26 protein-coding genes and 2 tRNA genes are annotated in these 22,516 nt (G+C 33.2%); 3 read left to right on the forward strand and 25 right to left on the reverse strand.

The genetic code is table 11. The features are described 5' to 3' along the window. Window position 1: 1 nt before the first annotated feature. From THYS13_RS07275 to cdaA, 7 genes are all read right to left on the reverse strand, one after another. Window positions 2-676 (reverse strand): hypothetical protein, encoded by a 675-nt coding sequence (locus THYS13_RS07275; RefSeq protein ID WP_042833809.1) that lies wholly within the window; start codon window positions 674-676, stop codon window positions 2-4. A 14-nt stretch (window positions 677-690) separates the two neighbouring features. After that, the gene (gene buk, locus THYS13_RS07280; protein WP_201035673.1) at window positions 691-1,764 is read right to left on the reverse strand and encodes a butyrate kinase; all 1,074 of its coding nucleotides are present in this window, start codon (window positions 1,762-1,764) and stop codon (window positions 691-693) included. A gap of 123 nt (window positions 1,765-1,887) precedes the next feature. Then, window positions 1,888-2,949, reverse strand: coding sequence for a Glu/Leu/Phe/Val dehydrogenase (locus THYS13_RS07285; RefSeq protein WP_042833812.1), 1,062 nt, complete (start codon window positions 2,947-2,949; stop codon window positions 1,888-1,890). Window positions 2,950-2,986: 37 nt separating this feature from the next. Continuing rightward, window positions 2,987-3,883, reverse strand: coding sequence for a phosphate butyryltransferase (gene ptb, locus THYS13_RS07290; protein WP_042833813.1), 897 nt, complete (start codon window positions 3,881-3,883; stop codon window positions 2,987-2,989). Window positions 3,884-3,896: 13 nt separating this feature from the next. Beyond that, entirely contained in the window at window positions 3,897-4,961 is a 1,065-nt protein-coding gene (buk, locus tag THYS13_RS07295; protein WP_201035674.1) for a butyrate kinase, read from the reverse strand. Window positions 4,962-5,158: 197 nt separating this feature from the next. Then, the gene (locus THYS13_RS07300; protein WP_042833815.1) at window positions 5,159-6,349 is read right to left on the reverse strand and encodes a YbbR-like domain-containing protein; all 1,191 of its coding nucleotides are present in this window, start codon (window positions 6,347-6,349) and stop codon (window positions 5,159-5,161) included. Beyond that, on the reverse strand, window positions 6,339-7,172 hold the full coding sequence (gene cdaA / locus THYS13_RS07305; protein ID WP_042833816.1) for a diadenylate cyclase CdaA: 834 nt from the start codon (window positions 7,170-7,172) through the stop codon (window positions 6,339-6,341). The genes THYS13_RS07300 and cdaA overlap by 11 nt, the downstream gene beginning before the upstream one ends. A 141-nt stretch (window positions 7,173-7,313) precedes the next feature. On the opposite strand from cdaA, the gene THYS13_RS07310 reads away from it, so the two are divergent. Beyond that, entirely contained in the window at window positions 7,314-7,973 is a 660-nt protein-coding gene (locus THYS13_RS07310) for a BON domain-containing protein (RefSeq protein WP_042833817.1), read from the forward strand. A 9-nt stretch (window positions 7,974-7,982) separates the two neighbouring features. Here THYS13_RS07310 and THYS13_RS07315 read toward each other — a convergent pair whose 3' ends face one another. The 6 genes from THYS13_RS07315 to cwlD form a co-directional block, all read right to left on the reverse strand. After that, window positions 7,983-8,396, reverse strand: a complete 414-nt coding sequence (locus tag THYS13_RS07315; RefSeq protein ID WP_042833818.1) for a universal stress protein — start codon at window positions 8,394-8,396, stop codon at window positions 7,983-7,985. A 99-nt stretch (window positions 8,397-8,495) separates the two neighbouring features. Further along, window positions 8,496-10,676, reverse strand: coding sequence for a transglutaminase domain-containing protein (locus THYS13_RS07320; protein WP_042833819.1), 2,181 nt, complete (start codon window positions 10,674-10,676; stop codon window positions 8,496-8,498). Beyond that, window positions 10,645-11,799, reverse strand: a complete 1,155-nt coding sequence (locus THYS13_RS07325; protein WP_042833820.1) for a DUF58 domain-containing protein — start codon at window positions 11,797-11,799, stop codon at window positions 10,645-10,647. Before THYS13_RS07325 ends, THYS13_RS07320 begins: the two co-directional genes overlap by 32 nt. Continuing rightward, window positions 11,792-12,736, reverse strand: coding sequence for a MoxR family ATPase (locus tag THYS13_RS07330; RefSeq protein ID WP_042833821.1), 945 nt, complete (start codon window positions 12,734-12,736; stop codon window positions 11,792-11,794). The genes THYS13_RS07325 and THYS13_RS07330 overlap by 8 nt, the downstream gene beginning before the upstream one ends. An 18-nt stretch (window positions 12,737-12,754) precedes the next feature. Further along, complete coding sequence (gene ppaX / locus THYS13_RS07335) at window positions 12,755-13,387, reverse strand: pyrophosphatase PpaX (RefSeq protein WP_042834007.1); 633 nt, start codon at window positions 13,385-13,387, stop codon at window positions 12,755-12,757. An 83-nt stretch (window positions 13,388-13,470) separates the two neighbouring features. Continuing rightward, window positions 13,471-14,151, reverse strand: a complete 681-nt coding sequence (cwlD, locus tag THYS13_RS07340) for an N-acetylmuramoyl-L-alanine amidase CwlD (RefSeq protein WP_042833822.1) — start codon at window positions 14,149-14,151, stop codon at window positions 13,471-13,473. 105 nt (window positions 14,152-14,256) lie between these two features. On the opposite strand from cwlD, the gene THYS13_RS07345 reads away from it, so the two are divergent. After that, window positions 14,257-15,240, forward strand: coding sequence for a LysM peptidoglycan-binding domain-containing protein (locus tag THYS13_RS07345; protein WP_042833823.1), 984 nt, complete (start codon window positions 14,257-14,259; stop codon window positions 15,238-15,240). Between the two features lie 29 nt (window positions 15,241-15,269). On the opposite strand, the gene trxB is transcribed toward THYS13_RS07345, so the two are convergent. The 7 genes from trxB to THYS13_RS07380 form a co-directional block, all read right to left on the reverse strand. Further along, window positions 15,270-16,247: a thioredoxin-disulfide reductase gene (gene trxB, locus THYS13_RS07350; RefSeq protein WP_201035662.1), complete on the reverse strand. Its 978-nt coding sequence runs from the start codon at window positions 16,245-16,247 to the stop codon at window positions 15,270-15,272. Between the two features lie 24 nt (window positions 16,248-16,271). Continuing rightward, the gene (locus THYS13_RS07355) at window positions 16,272-16,547 is read right to left on the reverse strand and encodes a spore coat protein (protein WP_042833825.1); all 276 of its coding nucleotides are present in this window, start codon (window positions 16,545-16,547) and stop codon (window positions 16,272-16,274) included. Between the two features lie 16 nt (window positions 16,548-16,563). After that, window positions 16,564-16,746: a spore coat protein gene (locus THYS13_RS07360; RefSeq protein WP_042833826.1), complete on the reverse strand. Its 183-nt coding sequence runs from the start codon at window positions 16,744-16,746 to the stop codon at window positions 16,564-16,566. An 80-nt stretch (window positions 16,747-16,826) separates the two neighbouring features. Then, a complete protein-coding gene (locus THYS13_RS07365) occupies window positions 16,827-17,141 on the reverse strand; it encodes a MazG-like family protein (RefSeq protein WP_042833827.1) in 315 nt (104 codons plus the stop codon). A 17-nt stretch (window positions 17,142-17,158) separates the two neighbouring features. Beyond that, entirely contained in the window at window positions 17,159-18,679 is a 1,521-nt protein-coding gene (locus THYS13_RS07370) for an FAD-dependent thymidylate synthase (RefSeq protein ID WP_042833828.1), read from the reverse strand. Between the two features lie 119 nt (window positions 18,680-18,798). Further along, a tRNA-Lys gene (locus THYS13_RS07375) sits at window positions 18,799-18,874 on the reverse strand. A gap of 3 nt (window positions 18,875-18,877) precedes the next feature. Further along, window positions 18,878-18,963 (reverse strand) — tRNA-Tyr (locus tag THYS13_RS07380). 219 nt (window positions 18,964-19,182) lie between these two features. On the opposite strand from THYS13_RS07380, the gene THYS13_RS07385 reads away from it, so the two are divergent. Then, complete coding sequence (locus THYS13_RS07385; RefSeq protein ID WP_042833829.1) at window positions 19,183-19,971, forward strand: exodeoxyribonuclease III; 789 nt, start codon at window positions 19,183-19,185, stop codon at window positions 19,969-19,971. Window positions 19,972-20,137: 166 nt separating this feature from the next. On the opposite strand, the gene THYS13_RS07390 is transcribed toward THYS13_RS07385, so the two are convergent. The 5 genes from THYS13_RS07390 to THYS13_RS07400 form a co-directional block, all read right to left on the reverse strand. Next, window positions 20,138-20,950: an RNA polymerase sigma factor RpoD/SigA gene (locus THYS13_RS07390; RefSeq protein ID WP_052210494.1), complete on the reverse strand. Its 813-nt coding sequence runs from the start codon at window positions 20,948-20,950 to the stop codon at window positions 20,138-20,140. A gap of 134 nt (window positions 20,951-21,084) precedes the next feature. Further along, window positions 21,085-21,432: a hypothetical protein gene (locus THYS13_RS07395; protein WP_042833830.1), complete on the reverse strand. Its 348-nt coding sequence runs from the start codon at window positions 21,430-21,432 to the stop codon at window positions 21,085-21,087. A 14-nt stretch (window positions 21,433-21,446) separates the two neighbouring features. Further along, entirely contained in the window at window positions 21,447-21,620 is a 174-nt protein-coding gene (locus THYS13_RS14290; protein WP_161485931.1) for a hypothetical protein, read from the reverse strand. Then, window positions 21,617-21,760 carry a hypothetical protein gene (locus THYS13_RS14295; protein WP_161485932.1) on the reverse strand — a complete coding sequence of 48 codons (144 nt, stop codon included), beginning with the start codon at window positions 21,758-21,760 and terminating at the stop codon, window positions 21,617-21,619. Before THYS13_RS14295 ends, THYS13_RS14290 begins: the two co-directional genes overlap by 4 nt. Before the next feature lie 109 nt (window positions 21,761-21,869). Then, a complete protein-coding gene (locus tag THYS13_RS07400) occupies window positions 21,870-22,496 on the reverse strand; it encodes a hypothetical protein (RefSeq protein WP_042833831.1) in 627 nt (208 codons plus the stop codon). Window positions 22,497-22,516: the final 20 nt, after the last annotated feature.

The raw sequence follows: 22,516 nt of genomic DNA on the forward strand, positions 1-22,516 counted from the left end.
CTCATATTTTATCCCATGGAGTTTTCATATAAAGGTCAATTGGAAATATTGGATATCCTAAGTCAGGAACTTGGTTGAGTAATTCTCTTTTCAAAGTAACCATCTTAATAGGTATTCCTGTAATTTTCGAGACTTCCTCCACCACTTTTTGACCTTTTAAAATATCCTCTACTGTTGTTTCATAAGACAAATGGGTATTGTTTACCAAATGAGTCACTTTAACTTTAGCTGCTTCTTCAATCGATTTAAGATAATCAATTACTGATTTTACATCTTTCGTAAGGGGCCTATTTACATTAATTACAAATAACACTTCTGCCTCCTGGTCTTTTATTATGTGATGATATTGGCCTAAGGGAATAGCTCCTACATCATCTCCTCCTACGTCAAAAACCGCATACTTTTCTTTGCTGTATAAGGCCCCGTAAATGTTACGAGAAATAGCAGGTACATCTGCATTCATATATTTCTCTTCTACTCCTGTTACTCGTATTCTCCACTTATCAAAAAGTTCTTTTCTTACTTCTCTCGACCTAAAATATGGATTTACAATATCTAAATCGACTATTTCTACCTCTTTTCCTGATTCTCTTATAAACCTAGCATAATTTATCGCAATCTCCGTCTTACCTGTACCGTAATGCCCTACTACAATTGTCAATCTTTTAAAATCCATTATCTATCATCCCTTTAACTATACATTTTAGCTTTTTCTTCACCGCTAAGCACCCGATATGCCCCCTGCGCCAAAGCTAACATCTCATCCTCACCTGGATATACATAAACAGGAGCTATAAATTTTACTCTTTCACTTATCCTTTTTACAAAATCCTCGTTATACGCTATTCCACCTGTAATTCCTATTGCATCTACATGGCCTTTTAAAACCACTGCCATAGCCCCTATTTCTTTTGCAGTTTGATATGCCATAGCATCTAATATCAATTCTGCTTTTTTATCTCCTTCTTCAATTTTTTTATAAACTTCTCTTACATCGTTAGTGCCTAAATGTGCTACTATTCCCCCTTGTCCTATTAACTTCTTTTTCATCTCCTGATAGGTGTATTTACCACTATAACATAACTTTACTAAGTCAAGTACAGGAAGTCCTCCCGCTCTTTCTGGAGAAAAAGGCCCTTCCCCATTTAAAGCATCATTTACATCTACTACCCTGCCGTGTTTATGAGCCCCAATAGATATACCGCCACCTAAATGAGCAATAATTAAATTCGCTTCTTCGTATTTTTTGTTTAAATCAGCAGCTAAACGGCGAGCAATTGCTTTTTGATTTAAAGCATGGAATATACTAGATTTTTCAATCTCAGGCATTCCTGTTATTCTTGCTATATTCTCTAATTCATCTACTACTACAGGGTCTACTATATAAGCTTCAATATTGTGTTCTTTAGCTAAAGTATAAGCAATTATACCCCCTAAATTGGAAGCATGTTCTCCTCTTTCAGCCTTCTTTAAATCCTCTATCATTTTTTCATTTACAATATAAGTTCCACTTTCTATTGGCTTTAAAAGTCCGCCTCTCCCTACTATTGCATCAATTTCTGAAAGAGAAATGCCTTTTTCTTTTAACATATTTAAAATCGCTTGAGTCCTAAATTCAAACTGGTCAATAATACTTTTATACTTACTAAGCTCTTCCGTATTGTGCCTTAAAGTCTCAGTAAAAACAGGCTCTTTGTCTCTAAACACGGCAACTTTTGTAGATGTAGACCCGGGATTTATCACAAGAATCAAAAACAAAACAATCCCCTCCGTCTACTTCCTCAATTTATATTATATTACATTTCGTTTTTACATTAAAATTTTTTCAAAAATTTATTAATGTTATTTCCAAATTTTAAGAAAAGAGCAGGAAAATCCTGCCCCCATTTAAATATAATTGTCTTTTACGGCAGCAATAGTTTTTATCCTCTCTTCCGCAACTCTATCAGCTGCAACATATGTTGGAATATTCTCTTCCTTGGACTTCTGTATCACCTTTTTCACTGTGTCAAATATCATTGAAACCTTTCTCATAGCCCTATCTCTGTTATAGCCAGAAGGATTGAGCTCATCAGCTACATTTATAACCCCACCAGCATTTATGATGTAATCTGGCACATAAAGTATGCCTTTCTCTTGCAATATATCCCCATGCCTCTCTTCTTTTAGCTGGTTATTAGCTGAACCTGCTACTATTTTACATTTAAGCTGTGGAATTGTTTCATCGTTTATTATCGCTCCTAAGGCACAAGGTGCAAATATATCACATTCTACCCCGTATATCTCATCTGGCTTTACATATTCGGCTTTGAATTCTTCCACTGCTCTTTTTACATTGTCCTCAAATATGTCTGTTATAATTAACTTTGCCCCTGCTTCATATAGATAATTTGCTAGGCTGTATCCTACATTTCCTACTCCTTGTATTGCAATTCTCATGCCTTTAAGATCTGAGGTACCAAAAACTTCTTCGCTTGCCGCTTGTATTCCTCTAAATACGCCATAAGCTGTAAAAGGTGATGGGTCACCACTGGTTTCTGCAAGCCCTGCAACGTATTTTGTCTCATAACGTATATATTCCATATCTTTTAAATTTGTTCCCACGTCCTCAGCAGTTATATATCTTCCTTTAAGGGACTCTATATACCTTCCAAGACTTCTAAACAATGCTTCTGATTTGTCTTTTCTCGGATTTCCAATTACAACTGTTTTACCACCACCTAAGTTTAAACCAGCAGCAGCATTTTTGTAAGTCATTCCTCTTGCAAGCCTTAATGCATCATTTATTGCATCCTCTTCTGAGTCATAAGTCCACATCCTACATCCGCCTAAAGCAGGACCTAAAGTTGTGTCATGAATTGCAATTATCGCCTTAAGACCTGAAGTCTTGTCATGGCATAAAATCACATTTTCATAATCTTTGGTTTCCATTATCTCAAATATTTTCATAAAATATTCCTCCTACTTTAATAATCAACTTTAATAATCAAACATTAGAAGCAAGAGATGCCAACATTATAGAATTAAATTTGGCTTCACTGGAGTCTGCCCTTGAAGTCAAGATAATCGGCCTTTTTGCTCCCATTATTATACCCGCTATCTTTCTTTCTGCTATATATGTTATAGCTTTATACAGCATATTACCAGCTTCAATATCAGGAACTAAAAGTATATCAGCATTGCCTGCCACGGGACTTATTATCCCTTTATGCCGTGCTGCCTCTACTGATAAAGCATTATCAAGAGCCAACGGTCCATCTATTATAGCCCCTTTGATTTGACCTCTTTCACTCATTTTTGAAAGTATTGCTGCATCTAAGGTAGCTTGCATATCAGGATTAACTGTTTCAACAGCTCCTAAAACTGCAACTCTTGGAGCATCAATTCCAATTTGTCTTGCAACATCTACTGCATTTAAAATTATGTCTATTTTCACTTTCAAATCAGGGGCAATATTCATTGCTGCATCTGTCAAAAGTATAAGCCTGTTATATGGAGATTCAAAAACAGCCACATGACTTAAAGTTCTTCCAGTGCGAAGACCAATTTCCTTATCTAAAACAACCCTTAATATTTCCGCCGTCTGTACCAGACCCTTCATCAATATATCCGCTTTGCCCTCGCTTACAAGCTTTACGGCTTCGCGACAAGCTTCTAAGTTATTTTTTGTATCTATTATTTCGTGGTCCATTAAATCCATTGATATTGAAGATGCTATCCTTTCTATTTTTTCTTTATCACCAACTAATATGGCTTTTACTATTCCTCTTTCATGAGCTTCTTTAATCGCTTCTAATACATCTTCATCCGCCGCTTGAGCTACTGCTATAGTTTTGGGAGGCAAGTCTTTTACGCAATTATACATTTCTTCAAATGTTTTCATATCCTACACCTCATCAGTTATAAATCTTGGGTTTTTCAATATTTCTTAAAACTCTTAACGCACCATCTCTTAAAGCTTCCATTTCATCTCCCCCTGGATAAAGAGTTATAGGTGCAATAAAGCTAGTCATATCAATGATTATCTCTATTAGTCGTTTAGAATAAGCAAGTCCACCAGTTAAAATTATTGATTTCACATCCCCCTTTAATACTGCCACCATTCTGCCAATTTCCTTTGCAATTTGATAAGCCATAGCTTCAAAAACTAATTTAGCTTTTTTATCACCATTTTGTATGCGTCTCTCTACTTCTCTCGCATCATTTGTCCCAAGATGTGCTACCATCCCACCCATACCTACAATTTTTTTCTTCATCTCATCAAAACTGTATTTACCAGAATAACAAAGGTCAACAACTTTCATCGATGGCAGGCTGCCTGTCCTCTCAGGAGAAAAGGGCCCCATTTGATTTGCATTGTTTACATCTACAATTTTCCCCCCTTTTATCGCCGCTACTGAAATACCTCCCCCCATATGAGCCACAACAAGATCCAATTCCTCTTCTTTAACACCATTTTCCGTTGCATATCGATGAACACACGCTTTTATGTTTAAAGCATGAGATTGACTTTTTCTTGGAAGCTCAGGAAGGCCAGAAATCCTTGCAACATCTTCCATTTCATCAACAGCTACAGGATCTAATGTATAAACAGGAATATTATGTTTATCTCCTATAGCTCTTCCAATTAGTCCACCAAGATTTGAAGCATGTTCACCTCCAACTCCCCTTCTCAAATCCTCAAGCATAATATCGTTTACAAAATAAGTACCACTTTGAACTGGTTTAATAAGTCCTCCTCTTACCACAATTGCAGATATTTCTTTTAAGTTTATGTTGTTTTGCTCTATCCAATCATTTATAGCATTTAACCTTAAATCAAATTGTTCAATGATACTCTTATATCTTTTAAGCGCTTCAATGTCGTGGACAATCTCCGTTTTTACAATTTCTTTTTCCTCTTCATACAATGCCACTTTAGTAGAAGTAGAACCCGGATTAATAACTAAAACTTTCAACAGGTTCACCTGCCCTTCTTAATACATAATATGAAGTTCTATTACAATTTTTGAGTGTTATTAAAAATTTTTTAACCCTATATTTTAATTCTACATATTTGTCAAAAATCCTTCTCTTAAATTAAAATTTTTTTATAAAGACTTTATATTTTGTGGAATTGATAGATTTTTAGCAAAATTAACAGGCGGAAATTACCCGCCTACTGAATATTAACAGTTACTTTGTCAGGTTTAACCTTAATTATTTGTAAGTTCAAATCAGTTCTTATATTTACAGATAAAGAATGAGTACCTATTGGCAGATTGGTTACGTCTATATATGCGTTAAAATCGGATGCTGTAGCTCCATTAACTACACTTTCTGGCCCAGATATAGTAATGACTAAATCTGGATTTTGAATTATAACATTTTTGTTGTCTGCTCCTTTTATATCTATATTGCTTATAGTAATCTCTTTAGTCGCTATTTTTTGTATATCCACATATACTTTTGCATTAATATCACTTTTAACAAGTTTCACACCATCTGGCAAATCAAAAGGTACATTTTCAGTGACAGGTTCATTTTTCCCAGAAATATCGATTTGCTTAGTACCTATAGATTTTATCGTATTTAGGACAGTCTCATCACCAGTAATATACACATACTCTGGCAGTACATTTACAGATGCTATCATATATCCTTCCATTGGTTTTCCGAATATTTTAGGAACTACAGGCACACGTATAGATTTATTTACAGGAATATATACTTCCACAAGATTAGGAATAATAGTAACGCCTTTTACTTCTTTTCCTTCTCTGTCAACAGCAACCACTGGAACAGAGATTTTTACATCCTCTTTTTTATAAGAAACATTGACCCCAGCTATCACATTTTTTATAAGATTAATTTTACTTTCTGGCCCAGTCACCAATACTTCTCCCGGCGTGGGGATAGCAGGTTGCATAGCATAGCCATCCATCACATTGCCAATTATTTTTACAGTAACCGGCATTTGCGTTTTTGCAATATTATCTATTTCTACTTTTATTTCTGACGGATTTATTGAAACTAAAGAGACATTTCTAGGTAATCCTTCCACTGTAACAGGAATGACATTTGTCCCCTTAGAACTTACTCTGCTTAGATCTGCAAAAGCTGATATATTCTGAGCTGCTATATTTAAAACATCACTTCGTCTTCCTCTTACTTTTACATTCACTGTATAATTTTTTTCGTCTAAAACAATAAGTCCTTTTTTCTCTAATGTATCGCTATTGGTTAATTTGACAGGCACATTGCTTATTTCATAAGGAATTTCTGGATTTTCTTCTCCCATTACATAAAGCCACAGCAAAAAAGCCAATACTACTGACAGCAGTTTTATTGTAAAGTCTTTAGTCAGCATGTTTGTTCCCCCATTTTTTCCATACAGGCTTCTTGTTTTCTTTTACTTCAAAGATGCTGGACAATACCTCTTTCAAAGTTCTTGCATCTAAATGTCTTGAAAGTCTGCCATTTTGTGCAAGAGAAATAGTGCCTGTCTCTTCAGAAACGATTATCGCAACTGCATCAGATATTTCAGTAACACCTATCCCCGCTCTATGGCGTGTTCCCAATTCACTGCTTAGATTTTGGTTGTCTGTTAAAGGCAAAAAACAACCCGCCGCCATAATCCTATCTCCACGAATTATGACAGCTCCATCGTGTAAAGGCGTATTTGGTATAAAAGTATTTATTAAAAGCTCGCTGGAAATCTTAGAATCCATGGCTATACCAGTTTCAATGAGTTCATTAAGGCCTGTCTCCCTTTCTAAAACAATTAAAGCCCCTATTTTTGAGCGAGACAAAAATTGCACCGCATCGCATATCTCTCCCAGCACCTCTGACATATCTTTTTCCTCTTCATTAAAAAAGAAGAAATTTTTGCCCAAAAAGCCACTCCTACCTAAAGATTCTAATCCACGCCTTAACTCCGGCTGAAAAACAATTAAAAGCGCAATAACTCCTACCGTCATAGCATTTCGCAATATATAATTGACTGTCCTAAGTTGTAGCCATTCACTTACTTTGGTAATCACAATTAACACGGCAAGTCCTTTAAGCAACTGCTCTGCTCGTGTTTTGTGTATTACCAAAATTAAGCGATACAGGACATAAGCTATTATTAAAATATCTATTACATCGTTAATGCGCATTGTTTTTATGATATCTATAAGTCCATTAAACAAAAAGTTCACCTCTCAAGGCTTTGTGGTAAATTATGTGTACATATTAATTATACAACAAATTTGAATAAAAAATAATTTAAACTGAATTAAATTTTAATTAAAGTGGAAAAATTATTTTAGCAAAAAATAAGGAGGATGAAAATGAATAAAGATAAAATTATAGAAAAAAATATAAAGGAAAAATTAGAAAAGAAAAGGATGTCTTACGGAGTAGATGTAAATGTCCGATGTATAAATGGTCATGTAACTTTGTATGGAATAGTAGATAACTTATCCGAAAAAAATCACGCTCAAAAAATAGCAGAAAGCGTAGAAGGTGTAAAAAAAGTAGAAAATAACATCACAATTGCAATAGACAGCAAAATAACAGACAAAGATATAAAGCAGGGTGTTTTGAAAAATCTTCAGAACTCCAAATTTCATGAAGAAATAGGAGAATTAGGTGTTGATGTAACCGAAGGTACCGTAACTTTATATGGGAAGATTAATAACGCACAGCAAGAAATAGAAAGCATAAGTCAAGCAGCTCAAGCCATGGGTGTCAAAGGTGTAATAAGCAAATTAGAACTTAACAAAGAGCATAAAATAGATGATGTATCTCTTGTAAATTTAGTAGTACAAAAGCTATCTCGTTATGATTTGAGTTTGCCTGATTTAGTTATTACAGCGAACAACGGGGCAATAACATTAAGTGGATATGTGAATAATTTAAAAGAAAAAGAATTAGCCAATGAAGCAGCTCAAAGCGTAAATGGGGTAAAAAAAGTGATAAATCATATAAAGATTAGAGAGAAGTCATAGAAGGATATGTCATTCTATGACTTCTATTCTTATGTCATTCTTTTCTACTTCTTTTTTCAATGGATTTATCACATCTCCATGAAATATAACATCCAGAGCAGACCTTAAAGACTTGCCTACTATTATCTCGGTTATATTGTTTTCTTTCGCAAATTCTGCCAGCGTTTTTGAGATTTTTTTACCCACCAAAATAGAAACTCTGCCACCCATTTTTTGTGCTAAATCGAAGAGCTCTAGCAACACTTTGTTTTGTTTTAAATCATTAGAAATGTCGTTATTTTTGTTAACATATACAACACAAAACTCACCATTAGTTTCTTTTGCTCTTTCAGCACCTCTTTCCACAAGCCTGCGGCAGCTTTTCTGCGGGGTCACGCATACCATGATCCTGCTCTTCACGCCAGGCTCGTAACTTAAAACCATTTTAATAAACCCCTTTCAGGTGCATACTTTTCCTTCCAATATTATTATATGTGAATTCTCTACTTTATGTCAAATTTATTAATAAGCCTTATATTCTTTTTAGATGTAACTAGTTTCTTTTTTTAATCCTTTTATAAATTCTTTTAAATACCTTATATCTTCTTGAGAAGGTGTTTTACCTCCATAAACTGTTTCATTGTATATCCGCGTAACTTCACTGAAACCTATATACCCATTTCCTAACACTCTTTTTTGATATTCCAAAGGAGTTTCTGTATCTAACATTTTCAAGCCTTTTTTAGCTAAATACTTTACAATTTTTTCATAATAATATATCGTCAAAAACTTATTGTCCAAATTATTAATTTTTTTCTTCCGATCCCACCAATATAAAGAAATTATTGTCACTAAAGTCACTATCAATATTAAACCAAAAGGCAAAATATTAAATCTATTATCACTAAAAGAAGCAATTCCCTGAGAAGTTGTCTTCGTATTATCACTTTGTTGCAGTTTATCGACTGTGCTATGGGAATCTCTACTCCCGTTATCTGGTTGTAATTCCATATCATTTTCTAAATTTAAGTGATTATTATTTGAGAGGGACATCGGAAATTCTAATGAGGGATAATTAGGTGTTGGTTCAAAAGTAATCCAACCGTAGTCATCAAAATATACCTCTACCCACGCGTGAGCATTAGCAGCGGTAATCCTGTATTTGCCATCACTACTAGGTGCTGACGGCATTCTAAATCCCACTACATATCTTGCAGGAATTCCAATTGTCCTGAGCATAATCACCATTGCTGTCGCATAATAAGAACAATATCCTTTTTTTAGATCGAATAAAAAATAGTCAACAAAATCTCTATCCGAAGGAGTAGGAGGAACATCTAAAGAATAGGGGTATTGTCTTAAATATTCTTCCACTGCTTTTACCTTATCATAAAGAGTTTTTTTGTCTTTTGTGATAGAATAAGCTAAATCTTTCACTCTTTTTGGTAGAAGAGTAGCTGGATAAGACAAATATCTTCTTCTTTCTTCACCTTTTAAAGTCTCGTTACCTTTTTGCCTCAGTGAATTTAAATCAATTTGTGGCTTTAAATAAGTAACAACATAAGGCTCTCCAGTACCATGAGAGGTTTTTGCTCTTAAGTTTAAATTATCAACTTCATAATAAAAATCATAGCTTAGTTTATGAGGTTGCCAAGGGGAAAAAAGAATATCTGACTTAATTTTTAGTGGAATTATTGTAATAGTTTTTACTTCAAAATTTACATTATTACTGAAAGTTGGCGGAATTTTATCGGTGCTTTCTACATACATATACTGTTGTCTAGAATTTTCCCATCTACTAGAAAAATTATCATAAATTAAAGGACTTTTTGAGGAATAAGTATAAGTATCATAGACCATTCCCCTAAGGTAAGTGCTTTCATCGGCTTCTACTTCCATTATTAAAAAATTACTCGGTTTCACATTTCCGCCTAATTCATTGGCAAAAGTAGTAAAAACCGTTTCTCCAAACCAATCATCATTAGTGCCTTCGCCATTTCTCCAATCTCTAGTAAAAGGGAAAGTATCATAAAACCAATTATTTAATGTTTCCCACTTAACAGGTTTAAAGTTTTTCGGCATCAATTGAGCGCTGATAGAGGTAATAGAAGATAGAAAGATTGCAACAATCAAAAAAACTGCAATAGGTGCTTTCGCACTGCCTTTTTTAAAATAGTTCTTCATTCCAATATCTATAAAACAAAGCGTAATATAGACTGTCATATAGAAGTAAGCAGCATCTACATAATTATACCACTGCACAACAAAAAACAATATTCCTGAAAATAAAGTTAAAAACCAACTCCTCATGATAATATTTAATAACGTAATAATCAGTGTTACTATAACAACAGTTATTATAATCATAAAAAATCTATATTTTTCTGTTAAAAGGTCAAAGCCTGGAGGCGAAATTGTATAATTCATATAAATATCCGCCCATTTTATAAAACCATCAATATAAGATACAATACTCACTAATAAGCTGCGATATTTGATAAAAACTATGACATCTATAAGCAAAAGGCCTGTAAGCAAAAATATTATCAGTTGTGGCCTTTTGAGCAAAAAAGCAAAAAATATTACTAATGCCATATCTAATAGTAAAAGATAATAGAAAGGATATGCAAATCTAAAGCCGCCAACAGCAGATAATATAACCACAAGAGACAGAGCAATTGTCATAATGTGTTCATGCAAACTCTTTTTTAGCTCTTTTGACATCTTTCTTCCCCCAGAAAACAACTTCGATATCTAATTTGTTAATTTTATCTTCAATTTCTTTTGGGTCATTAACATAATAAATTATTAATTCTCTATTACTGCTTCTTAAATTCACTAGTTCTCCTAAAATTACATTATTCAAATAAGGAGTTATTAAAATAAGAGTTACATCATAGGGAATACTTTTATATAATCTCAAAAAGTCCTCTAAACTTTTTTCGTAAACTGGAAAATTCCTTAAAGAAACCTCAATAAAATTTTTAAAATCTTTAATCCTTCTCCCTTTCACTTGAACCATACCAGTATTGTAATCTATAACACTTACAGGGATGCCGTGCAAAAGGCAAAATTTTGCTATAGATAGCATGCACTCCGCACTATTTTCATCCATTATTCCTTGGGTATCCATAGCAAAATGGTTTTTATCTAAATCCCACAAAATATAAACTTCACTCATCGCGGATACTTGAAATTCTTTCACATAGAATTCTCTTTTCTTTGCTGACACCTTCCAATGAATCCTTTTAATACTGTCGCCATAATTGTACTTTCTTAATTGCGATATATTAGTATAATCTTCAAAAGCTTTATTTTCCACCTCTATATTCCCTAACTGTTGTCTTGCCTTCAATTCCACCTCTATATTATGAACCCTTGGTAGCACTACAAACTTTAATTTAAAATCATATTTCTTTACTACCTTAAAAATTCCAAAAGGATCTTTTATCTCTACTTCAAAAGGTCCAAGAAAATATATTCCTCTTTTTGTAATCACAAATTTTTTTTGTACCTTTTTATTTTTAAAAGGCATAAGATACCATTCTTCTGATTTAAATTTAGCATTTAGTGAAGAATAGTCAATAATTTTGAGATTAAAAACAGGAAAAAAACTATTGTTTATCAAGGTTACTTCATAGGCTATCTCTTCTCCAACAGTAATTTCATTTTTATGAGATATAACATGGATATATATAGAATTCTTTATATGCCTTATATAAAGGTAATTCAAAAGGATAAAAAATGCAAATTCATAGACAAGCAAATAAAGTATTTTCCCACCGCTAAAAATGGCAAAGGCAAAAGAAACTATTAGGAGCAATAAAAGAAAAATTTTATTATGCATATCTTTTTATCACCGGCACCTTTGTGGTATCTACAATATTTTTAATAAACATTTTCTCGTCCAATCCTTCAAATCTTTCTTCATTTTTTAAAATGATTCTATGCGATAACACAGGTACCGCTAATTCTTTTACATCATCTGGTAAAACATAATTTCTTCCTTCGCAAAAGGCCTTTGCCTGAGCAGCTCTCATTAAATTTACAGTAGCTCTTGGACTTGCACCTAACCTTATTGCTTTGCTTTTTCTGGTATTAGCAACTAATGTGACAATATAATTTCTGACCAAGTCATCTACATAGACAGACTTTACCTTCATTTGCATTTCCTTTATGTCTTCAGCATCGGCTACTGGAGAAAGAGACTCTAAAGGGTCCTCTTTCTCAAAATTTTTTAAAATCCTCATTTCTTGATATTCATCGGGATAACCTATCTCTATTTTTATCATAAATCTGTCCAATTGAGCTTCTGGCAATCTAAAAGTCCCTTCATATTCAATTGGGTTTTGGGTAGCCAATACCATAAAAGGCTTAGGTAAAGAATAAGTAACCCCATCAACAGTTATTTGTCTTTCTTCCATTGCCTCCAAAAGGCTAGATTGAGTCTTAGGAGAAGTTCTGTTGATTTCATCAGCTAAAACTATCTGACTCATTATAGGACCTGCTTTAAATTCAAAGTCATTCTTTAATTGATTGTAAATAGTTATGCCTATAACATCTGAAGGCAACAAGTCCGGTGTAAATTGTATTCGTTTAAATTTAAGATTTACTGATTTAGCCAAAGCCTTAACTAAAGAAGTTTTTCCTACACCAGGAACATCCTCAATTAGGACGTGACCTTCAGCCAATAAAGCTATTACCACAAGTTCAATAACTTTTCTTTTTCCTATTATTACCTTTTCTATATTCTCTATAATTTTTTCTACAGCAATATTCTCCATTTTTACCCCACCAGATATTCAAATTATTTTTAGAATTTCCAGCATATTATTTATGACATAATCCGGTTTTGCTTCCTCTAAGAGATTAAAGGGCAAGATTGTCCATTTAACAGCCGCACTTTTTACTCCAGCATTAGAAGCACATAATATGTCATAAGGACTGTCTCCCACCATTAAAGTCTCTTCTTTATTAGCATTGAGTAGTTCCAAAGCTTTCAAAATTGGATCCGGATTTGGCTTATGTTTTTCTGTGTCCTCCAATGCCACAATTACCTTAAAATATTTTTCCAAGTCAAAAAGCCTTAACCCCCTTATAGCCAATTCTCTCCTCTTAGATGTAACTATACCCATTTTAATTCCATTTTTATACATGAGTTCAAGGGCTTCTTTTACATCTTTTCTTATTCTGGTATATTTATCATGATTAAACTCATTGTATTGTCTATAAGTATCCAGCATTAAATCCCATTTGTCTTGGCTAAATCTTTTTAAAGTTATTGGAAGGGGTTCTCCAAAATAAGGAGTAACGTCTTCCGGTTTTACGGTATATCCTAAATGCTTTTCTATTGTGTATTTAAAAGACTCAATAATAAGTTCATTGCTATCAATAATCGTCCCATCTAAATCGAAAAGTACTGTTTTTATCCCCATATTATCTCCCTTCATAAATTCTCTTCTTCTTTTAGTATACAAAAAAAATCACTTCATAACAAGATATGAAGTGAAAAATTTTGCTATTCTGAAACTTTTTGAAAATAATGTATTAAACCTTTATATATTGCCCAAGCAATTTTATATTGATAATTTTCGTCATTTAAAAGTTTTTCTTCTTCAGGATTTGACATAAAACCACATTCCACAATAACTGCCGGCATTTTAGCGTTTCGCAAAATATAATAACTATTAGAACTTTTAGCCATCCTGTCGTTATTAGGATCTAATGTATTTCTTAGCTCTTGTTGAATAAGTTCTGCTAATAGTTTACCTTTTTCAGAATTATTTTGATAAAATACCTGTGCCCCCTTGTATTTAGATTGACTAAAACTATTTAAATGAATACTAATTAAAACATCTGCTATTACTTCATTTGCTTTTACCACTCTATTTTTTAAATCCTTTGAAAGAGAACTATCTGACAAAGTGTCGTCTTCCCTTGTCATCACTACAATACCACCACTTTCTTCAATAAGTTCTCTTAATTTTTGAGCAATCTCAAGATTTAACTCATCCTCATCTTTACCATATTTACCAGGTTTACCAGGGTCTGGCCCTCCATGCCCCGCATCTATGACAATAACTTTATTAATTATTGGAACAGTTTTAAAAGCAGTTATATAATACCCTTTTTTAAAACTATATAGCCCTACTATTAAACTTACTATTAGTAAAAACATCATCCACCTTTTAAATACCATGTCCCCATCCCCTTATCTTTTAGTAAAAATTATTCATCTAAAAAAGTTTATATGTCACTTAATAATAAAATCCACATATTATGATTAAAGGAAGGGGGTAAAAATATGGTCACTTTAGAATTCACATACGTAGTACAACCAGGAGACACGGTATTTTCAATTGCTAAAAAATTTAACACCTCAGTTGACGCTATAATCACAAGAAACAACATTATAAATCCATCTTTAATATATCCTGGACAAAGGCTTATCATTCCAGTACAAGGAAGTTATTATACTGTCCAGCCTGGAGATACTCTATATCTTATTGCTCAAAAATTTAATGTTCCTTACGAAGCTATTATTTATACAAATAATCTCACATACCCTTATACAATATATCCGAGTCAAAAGTTATTCATCCCTGGAGCAAAAATAATCGCACCACAACCACCACTACCTTCACTGCCTCCCGCACAAAAGCCTTGTCCAACTTATTACACAGTACAGCCAGGAGATACTTTATGGACTATAGCACAAAAATTTGGAGTATCATTGGAGGAGCTAATTAAAGCAAATTATTTAATAAATCCAAATATGATATACCCTGGACAAACATTAATAATTCCTTGTCCCGCATCGCCACCCATTGAATATCCCACACTAAAGATTGGAGATAAAGGACCCTTTGTAGTAAACTTGCAAGCAAGACTAAAATCTTTGGGCTTTGACCCTGGTCCTATTGATGGTATCTTTGGAAGAAAAACAGAAGAAGCCGTAAAAGCGTATCAGCAAAGCAGAGGACTTCCAGTAACAGGAATTGTCGATAATGTGACATGGAATGCACTCTTGTTTGGAACTCCTCCTGTGACTACCCCTACACTACCAGGAAAAGTTTATATAGTAAAACCTGGTGATACTTTATGGAATATAGCAAAAACTTTCAATACAACAGTAGACGCTATATTAAAGGCAAATGCAGATATTAAAGACCCCAATTTGATTTATCCCGGTCAGAGAATTATAATTCCTACATCTTCACAGGAAATAGCCTACAACCAAGAAGTACAAGAAATAAATGCAGAACAAGAAGAAAGCAAAGAAGAATAAAGTCAAAAAATAGTCAGGAAAAATCCTGACTATTTTTTGACGCTGTCTATATATTTTTCTGCTACATAAGCTGCTGTTGCACCATCTCCAGCAGCCGTTATAACTTGTCTTAAAGATTTATGCCTTATGTCTCCAGCTGCAAAAACTCCAGGTATATTTGTCCTCATATCATCATCTGTCATGATATATCCATATTCATCAAGTTCCACAATCCCTTTCACTAATTCTGTATTTGGTGAATAGCCAATAGCCACAAAAACTCCTTCTACATCTAAAGTGCTTTCTTCACCTGTTTTAACATTTTTAAGTTTGAGTCTTTCTACTCCATACTCTCCTTCTACATCAACTACTACAGTATCCCAAATAAACTCAATTTTTTCATTTGCGAAGGCTTTTTCCTGTTCAATTTTCGTAGCTCTAAGTTCATTTCTTCTATGAATTATATAGACTTTTTTTGCAAATTTAGTAAGGTATAACGCATCTTCTACTGCTGTATTCCCTCCGCCTATAACTGCCACTGTGGCATCTCTGTAAAAAGCTCCGTCACAGGTAGCACAGAAGGAGATACCAGCCCCTATAAATCTATCCTCATTTGGAACACCTAACTTTTTAGGTGTAGCGCCCATCGCTAAAATAATAGCTTTTGCTTCATAAGTTTTATTAGAAGTCTTAACTTTCTTTACATCTCCTGTAATATCTAAGCTTTCAACATCTTCCATAACAATCTCAAGACCATGTCTTCTAACCTGAGCTTCCATTTTTGCCACAAGGTCAGCACCACTTATTTCCTCATAACCAGGGTAATTTTCTAATTGATATGTATTTACAATCTGACCACCAAGATAAGTTTTCTCAATGAGTACCGTTTTAAGCCTTGACCTTGCAGCATATAATCCAGCAGTAAGTCCCGCAGGACCTCCTCCTAAAATAATTAGATCGTACATAATAAAATCACTCCTCCTTTGAAAATAAATATAATATGGAAGCAGTGAAATCACTGCTTCCATTATTATATCACAAACTTCTTATATTTACATCATCCCTACAGGTTGTCTAAATTTGTTCCTTGTTTCTTGTATATCTTGTGGTTGAGCTGCCTTTATAGGATACCATCCTCTTTGATTTATAGCATTCCAAACTGTCCTTTGATCTTCCAAAGTAGAATTTAAAAGATTGATATGCTCTCTTCGTATACTTTCATTCGCTGCTTCGACTGCAGCATGACTTAATATTTCTACTGCCAGTTTATAACTGTTCAAAATATTCATCATTATCTCTTTATCTGTTATTTGAGTATTTCCATACATAATACTTTTTCCTCCTTTAACTTAGGTGTTTTAATAAAGAATTAAAATTATTTTGGCACCTATCTGCAAGGTTTTGACATAAAGCTTTAAGTTGGGGATCCTGACATCTCGTTGCAAAGTCGTTTAAAGTTTTTGTCATATTTTGTTGCATTGATAAAATATCATCCACATAAAGTAATTCTTTGGTTGATAGTTGCATACATATCCTCCTTTTTCTTAGATTTCATTTTTAATATGCGCACAAAAATAAAAAATATGCAGAGTTTTTCTGCATATTTTTTATTTTATATACCCTTTCCTCTTTAATTTTTCGATATGTTCTTTAAGTTTTTCTTCAATATTTATATTATACTTTTCCTCCAAGACAAACATCATTGAAACTGCGACTTGAGCAACATCTAAAAGCTCCTCTGAAATTTTTTCCATTATCTCTTTTTCGCTTAAAGTGACATTTTCTCCGTTTAAACCTCTAAATTTTCCTATAGCTTGTGCCAATTCTCCCGCTTCTTCCATTAATTTAAGGGCAGTAGATTCCAATGAGGGTGCCAAATTATTAAGCTTTGGCAAACTTATTTCTTTAAAGCTGGTTTTCATGATTTCATCTCCATCTTTTAAGCTTTTTTTCGCCTTGCCATAAAGGTTGCTAACTGGGGCGCTACTTCCTTAATCAAATCAAGCATCTTAAAAGAAACATTCCTGATATCCCACTGAGCTTCATTAGTGCATCTCAAATTTGCAAAATGATCAAAAGCCCATAAATCCGCATTCATAAGAACCAAGCGTTTGTGTGCATTTGTTACCACGTAAGGACTTACTTCAGGCAATTTTTCTTTTAATTCTATAAACAATTCCTCTGAAGCCTTTATCGCTTTTATTAAAATTTCGGAAGCCTTCGCTTTTTCGATATTTGGAGGAATAACAAAACCATTTTCAACTGTCGGTTCACCGCAATCAAAGACAATAGTTCTATGCCTTAAAAGCTGATGCCAATTAGCTTCACTTATCTTTAATTGAAATTTAAATCTGACCGATTTAAATGCCTCTATTAAATGGTCAAATTCCCCTATATCTTCAACTGCCTGCTGTAAGATTGTACTTTTCCCCTCTTCGTCCATCTCCTTCACTGTTTTTCTCACCGCTTCAAAACTTTTACCTGAATATGTAAACAAAATATGCATAATTACAATATCTACCGGAGAATATTTACTATCTTTCCCTGTATAGTCTATTAAAATGACATCCTCATCTGAATCTGAAAGCTCATCTTCCTTTACAACACTTGCTAAATTCTTTAATCTATCGTGAACTTTTAATTGATAAACAGTAGGAGTTGTATGTCGTAACATGCTAGGTGCAATTTTTTCCCCTTGTTCTACTATTCTTTCGGCTAATAACTTTGCCTCTTTAGTAGGATGCGCGAAAAGTTTTCTCACTATATCCTGTAAATCTAAGGCATTTAAAGCTACTGCAAAACTTGTCTTGGTAGCTAAAAGAAGTGCATATCTCGCATCTTCAAAGGCAATTTTACTAATCCTATTGTAAAATCTTTCTTCACTTTCCCCCTCTTTTTTCTCTTCCGCCCTGGCTAAATATCCTGTCAAAACTTCTACAAGTTTTTCATAGGCATCATAGGAGTTGTTCCAGACTTTTAAAAACTTTTCTTTCAAATCAGGCTTTCCTTCTAATTCTTTTGGTATCACTACTTTATCTCTTGTAGGCTTTTGATACCTTTGGCTCCACTCTATAAAGGCAGGCCGCCTGTTCATAAGTTCAATATCCCCTGACAAAAGCCTTGAGACATCTTCCACGCACAAGTGCATTAAATGCTGCTCAGCAATAGAAGAATGTCCAAATCTTTCAACCCACTTTTCGTGAAATTCTTTCGCCTTTTGTATTGCTTTTTCTAAAGGTATGTTATGTTTGGGTATGTAGTCAGTTATGTTTAAATCTCCATCTGTCAAAGACTCAAGTATATTAAGCCTCCAGCTGGTATCTCTTCTACTGACCTTCGAATTTATAGGTGGAATGATAAACTCCGGCAATGAATGTATAAAATAGACAGGTCCGTATACATCTGTCACAAAATTCTCTAAAAGCTTCTCCTCTTCAGGAGTCAATTTTCTCATTTTCATGTCAAAAACTCCCTTCAAAATTATAAAACCGACCTTTTCGACATTTTATATTATTATACCATAAACTTTTGCTGTAAAAAAACAAAAAACAGTTATCACTGATAACTGTCTTTTACAACTGGTGACCCATCCGCGACTCGAACGCGGGACACCCTGCTTAAAAGGCAGGTGCTCTACCTCCTGAGCTAATGGGTCATATGGTGGAGGGAGATGGATTTGAACCATCGAAGGCGACAGCCAACAGATTTACAGTCTGCCCCCTTTGGCCACTTGGGTATCCCTCCACATTTTTAAAACAATAAAAAGTTTTGCTCTGAAGCTTTAACAAAAACCACGTAGCTTATTTTATCATATAGAATTCTATTTGTAAAGGGCTTTTATGCAGTTATTTTTGTGTAAAAATATGTAAACAATTTTGGAATTTGATTTATTTTTTATATAATGAAGATAGTAATCACATAGTTTTTAATACATAGCAACTCAAAAATATTGGAGGAAAAAATATGAAATTTGTTTCATGGAATGTAAATGGCTTACGGGCCTGCTTGCAAAAAGGGTTTATGGATTATTTCAAAAAAGTAAATGCTGATATTTTTTGTATACAAGAAACCAAATTACAGCTCCATCAGACAGACCTTGAAGAACTTAATGTAGAAGGTTATTCCGCTTTTTGGAACTTTGCTGAAAAGAAGGCTTATTCAGGAACTGCTGTATTCACAAAATATAAACCTTTATCCGTTAACTACGGAATAGGCATTCCTCAACATGACAACGAAGGAAGAGTTATAACGTTGGAATATGAAAAATTTTACTTAGTAAATACCTATACTCCTAATTCTCAAAGAGGATTGACAAGACTTTCTTACAGAATGGAATGGGAAGAAGACTTTCGAAATTATTTGCTAAAATTAGATTCCGTAAAACCTATAATTTTATGCGGAGATTTAAATGTAGCCCATAAAGAAATAGATATAAAAAATCCATCTGCTAATAGAAGAAATGCCGGTTTTACAGATGAAGAGAGAGAAAAAATTACAATTCTATTAAACTCTGGATTCATTGATGCTTTTAGATATTTTTATCCAGATAAAAAAGATACCTATACATGGTGGTCCTATATGTATAACGCAAGAGAAAAAAATATAGGATGGAGAATTGACTATTTCATTGTTTCAGAAAGGTTAAAAGATTATTTAATTGATGCAGAAATTCATTCAGAAATATTAGGAAGTGATCATTGCCCTGTTGTTTTACTCTTAAAAGATGGACTCATAGAAAATGCACGGGTGTGATTCCATTTGCCTTACGTGCTGCTTTTTCCGCCCATGCACGTAGAGCTTCAATTTTGTCCGCCATGCCCACGGCTATAGGGGTGATGGCGCGGGTGGCGGCCATGATGTCATCAGTCGTGACTTTTCTTTTAAAAACTTGTCTGCTTTTTTTATCTTTTTTTTTATTTCATCCTCTGTTAATTCCGCGTACAAATCTCTCATCTCCTTTAATTATAAAATATTGTCTAAGTTTAGTTAATGCCTGCATTTCAATATCACGTACACGACTATAAGAGTAACCAATTCTTTTCCCTATTTCTTTTAATGAATAAGGCTCTTTATAGTCAATCCCATATCTCATCTTTATGACCGTACGTTCTAAAGGAGACAGAATCTCTAAAGCTTTACGTATTTCTTGGCGTTCAATATTGTTTGTAACATCTTCTTCAATATTTTCGTTGCTTCCAATGGTATCCCCTAATGTTGTATTTCCTTCATCGTCAATATATACATCTAATGATAAAACATTTTTTCTTTGGCTCATTATTTCATTTAACATTTGAATTGTAACATTAAGTTCTTTTAATAATTCTTCCATGGTTAAATTATTTTCAAACTGACTTTCTAATTTATTTATTTTTGCAATATAATCCATTATGTAATTTGGTAATCTAATATTTTGCGATTTATCCTGTATAGCTTTAATTATCGCTTTATTTATCCACCATTGAGCATATGTAGCAAACTTATATCCTTTATCATAATCAAACTTTTCTATTGCTTTTATGAGTCCAATATTGCCTTCTTGTATTAAATCCATGAAATCTAAACCACAATTTTTATACCTTTGTGCTATATCTGTTACAAGCTTTAAATTTGCTTTAATAAGCTTTTCTTTAGCTTTTAAGTCTCCGTTTTTTATTTTTTTTGCTAATTCCATTTCTTCTTCAACAGTTAAAGGTGATATTTGCTCAATTTGTTTAAAATATAGATTTTTCAAAAGTCTCACCTTTCTTTAGTTATCAAATTTTCCTTCTATTAGTACATATACCACAAAAACACCTTAATTTGTTCCAAGACTATATTCTTGATTTTAGGAACATTCTGACACTTATTATTAAAAAAATAGCAGAGCTAAATAGCCTCTGCCTTTTTATCTACACGCCATCCATGTTTTAATAGAAATGTCAAAATATAATTTAAAATTTGTTCTTCTAGGTTGTATACGGTGCTTTTTTCTATATTCAGTTCCATACATACATGTTGCCATCCCAATTCTTCAAAAAATCTTTTTTCAATCACTTTACAATATTGAGTCCCATGCTCTCTATCATATTCTCTCATATCTTCAATCGCTTCATCTATCATCTCTATCAATTCTTTTTTCTCTTTATTTGGATTATTTTTATAACTCCAATAGTTATGTAAAACTTTTTCTATTTCTACTTTTTCTTCGCTAAACTTTTCATCTATCAATCCCATTATATCAACCCTTTCTACCAGCGTTTTATTCTGGCTAGTTCAGCTATAGGTACATGTAACCTTTCATTTTTCTTTTCTTCTTCATATAATTTCACTGCCCGTCTAACATAAACTTCAAACAATTTATAATTGCCGTTTAAGTATCTCACAATTGCACGACTGCAATATTTTATTACATCATTACTCATTTATATTCCCCCTTGTTTTTTATCATCATTAATTGAGTTTCTAAATCTGCTATTTTACCACTTGTGAATACCGCACATAGCATAAACCCTACAAATACGCATACAGTACCATACAACACTATTACAAAAGTCATAAACATTCTTATCACCTTCTTTTTTCACTAATGTATTTTCTTTCTGCATCGTGATTTTTCTTTAGATATATTTTATTTAGGTCTTCGATAATAGTTTCATAAACTTCCTGCATTGTCATAAATCCTTCCCCCATTTTTTATGTTTTTCTACCACCCATTCTTTACCACGGTCACTTTCTATTTCCCAATCTATATCAGCAGGTATTTCTACAATCTCTAAGCTTGAAAATTTACCGCTTGCTTTGTCTTTTAATTCTTCTACTACCTGAACCAATATAGAACCATCCCTTGATAGTGATGATATTTCTTCGTATTCATACCATATGTCATCTGCAGGAATATCATCAGTGCTATTTCCAAAGTCTTTCTTACTAAATACTACTGGTAATTTTCCAACCTCATTAATTTTTATATATTTAAAATCACGTTCGTGTGTATCAAAAACATAATTGTACATATAAAATTCTTTGTTTTGTAATTCTAACAATCTTTTAAAACCTAAATCTGACAATTCAAAACCACCAAAACATGTATTAATCACAATTTTTCTTTTTTGAAATTCTAAATTGAAACATATAAAATCACTGCATGACTCGTCCCTTTCCACCACCATCTCCCTTTTAATACAATAACCTTTGTTTTCTAATTCAGCACTATTTAACCCCATGTCCATCTTAAAATCCCGATAATATTTGCAAAAATCACATAATGCTTTACAATCTTCGGAACAAAATTTTGCCATTATTTATCCCCCTTTTAAAA

The sequence above is a fragment of the Thermoanaerobacter sp. YS13 genome (genome assembly GCF_000806225.2).
In the GTDB taxonomy this organism is placed as follows: domain Bacteria; phylum Bacillota; class Thermoanaerobacteria; order Thermoanaerobacterales; family Thermoanaerobacteraceae; genus Thermoanaerobacter; species Thermoanaerobacter uzonensis.

Bases quoted from the DNA above. Each gene is read 5' to 3' on its own strand.
- THYS13_RS07275 (WP_042833809.1), bottom strand. From the start codon at position 676: ATGGATTTTAAAAGATTGACAATTGTAGTAGGGCATTACGGTACAGGT.
- THYS13_RS07285 (WP_042833812.1), bottom strand. From the start codon at position 2,949: ATGAAAATATTTGAGATAATGGAAACCAAAGATTATGAAAATGTGATT.
- ptb (WP_042833813.1), bottom strand. From the start codon at position 3,883: ATGAAAACATTTGAAGAAATGTATAATTGCGTAAAAGACTTGCCTCCC.
- THYS13_RS07300 (WP_042833815.1), bottom strand. From the start codon at position 6,349: ATGCTGACTAAAGACTTTACAATAAAACTGCTGTCAGTAGTATTGGCT.
- THYS13_RS07310 (WP_042833817.1), top strand. From the start codon at position 7,314: ATGAATAAAGATAAAATTATAGAAAAAAATATAAAGGAAAAATTAGAA.
- THYS13_RS07315 (WP_042833818.1), bottom strand. From the start codon at position 8,396: ATGGTTTTAAGTTACGAGCCTGGCGTGAAGAGCAGGATCATGGTATGC.
- THYS13_RS07320 (WP_042833819.1), bottom strand. From the start codon at position 10,676: ATGTCAAAAGAGCTAAAAAAGAGTTTGCATGAACACATTATGACAATT.
- THYS13_RS07325 (WP_042833820.1), bottom strand. From the start codon at position 11,799: ATGCATAATAAAATTTTTCTTTTATTGCTCCTAATAGTTTCTTTTGCC.
- THYS13_RS07330 (WP_042833821.1), bottom strand. From the start codon at position 12,736: ATGGAGAATATTGCTGTAGAAAAAATTATAGAGAATATAGAAAAGGTA.
- ppaX (WP_042834007.1), bottom strand. From the start codon at position 13,387: ATGGGGATAAAAACAGTACTTTTCGATTTAGATGGGACGATTATTGAT.
- cwlD (WP_042833822.1), bottom strand. From the start codon at position 14,151: ATGGTATTTAAAAGGTGGATGATGTTTTTACTAATAGTAAGTTTAATA.
- THYS13_RS07345 (WP_042833823.1), top strand. From the start codon at position 14,257: ATGGTCACTTTAGAATTCACATACGTAGTACAACCAGGAGACACGGTA.
- trxB (WP_201035662.1), bottom strand. From the start codon at position 16,247: ATGGAAGCAGTGATTTCACTGCTTCCATATTATATTTATTTTCAAAGG.
- THYS13_RS07355 (WP_042833825.1), bottom strand. From the start codon at position 16,547: ATGTATGGAAATACTCAAATAACAGATAAAGAGATAATGATGAATATT.
- THYS13_RS07360 (WP_042833826.1), bottom strand. From the start codon at position 16,746: ATGCAACTATCAACCAAAGAATTACTTTATGTGGATGATATTTTATCA.
- THYS13_RS07365 (WP_042833827.1), bottom strand. From the start codon at position 17,141: ATGAAAACCAGCTTTAAAGAAATAAGTTTGCCAAAGCTTAATAATTTG.
- THYS13_RS07370 (WP_042833828.1), bottom strand. From the start codon at position 18,679: ATGAAAATGAGAAAATTGACTCCTGAAGAGGAGAAGCTTTTAGAGAAT.
- THYS13_RS07385 (WP_042833829.1), top strand. From the start codon at position 19,183: ATGAAATTTGTTTCATGGAATGTAAATGGCTTACGGGCCTGCTTGCAA.
- THYS13_RS07395 (WP_042833830.1), bottom strand. From the start codon at position 21,432: ATGGGATTGATAGATGAAAAGTTTAGCGAAGAAAAAGTAGAAATAGAA.
- THYS13_RS14290 (WP_161485931.1), bottom strand. From the start codon at position 21,620: ATGAGTAATGATGTAATAAAATATTGCAGTCGTGCAATTGTGAGATAC.
- THYS13_RS14295 (WP_161485932.1), bottom strand. From the start codon at position 21,760: ATGTTTATGACTTTTGTAATAGTGTTGTATGGTACTGTATGCGTATTT.
- THYS13_RS07400 (WP_042833831.1), bottom strand. From the start codon at position 22,496: ATGGCAAAATTTTGTTCCGAAGATTGTAAAGCATTATGTGATTTTTGC.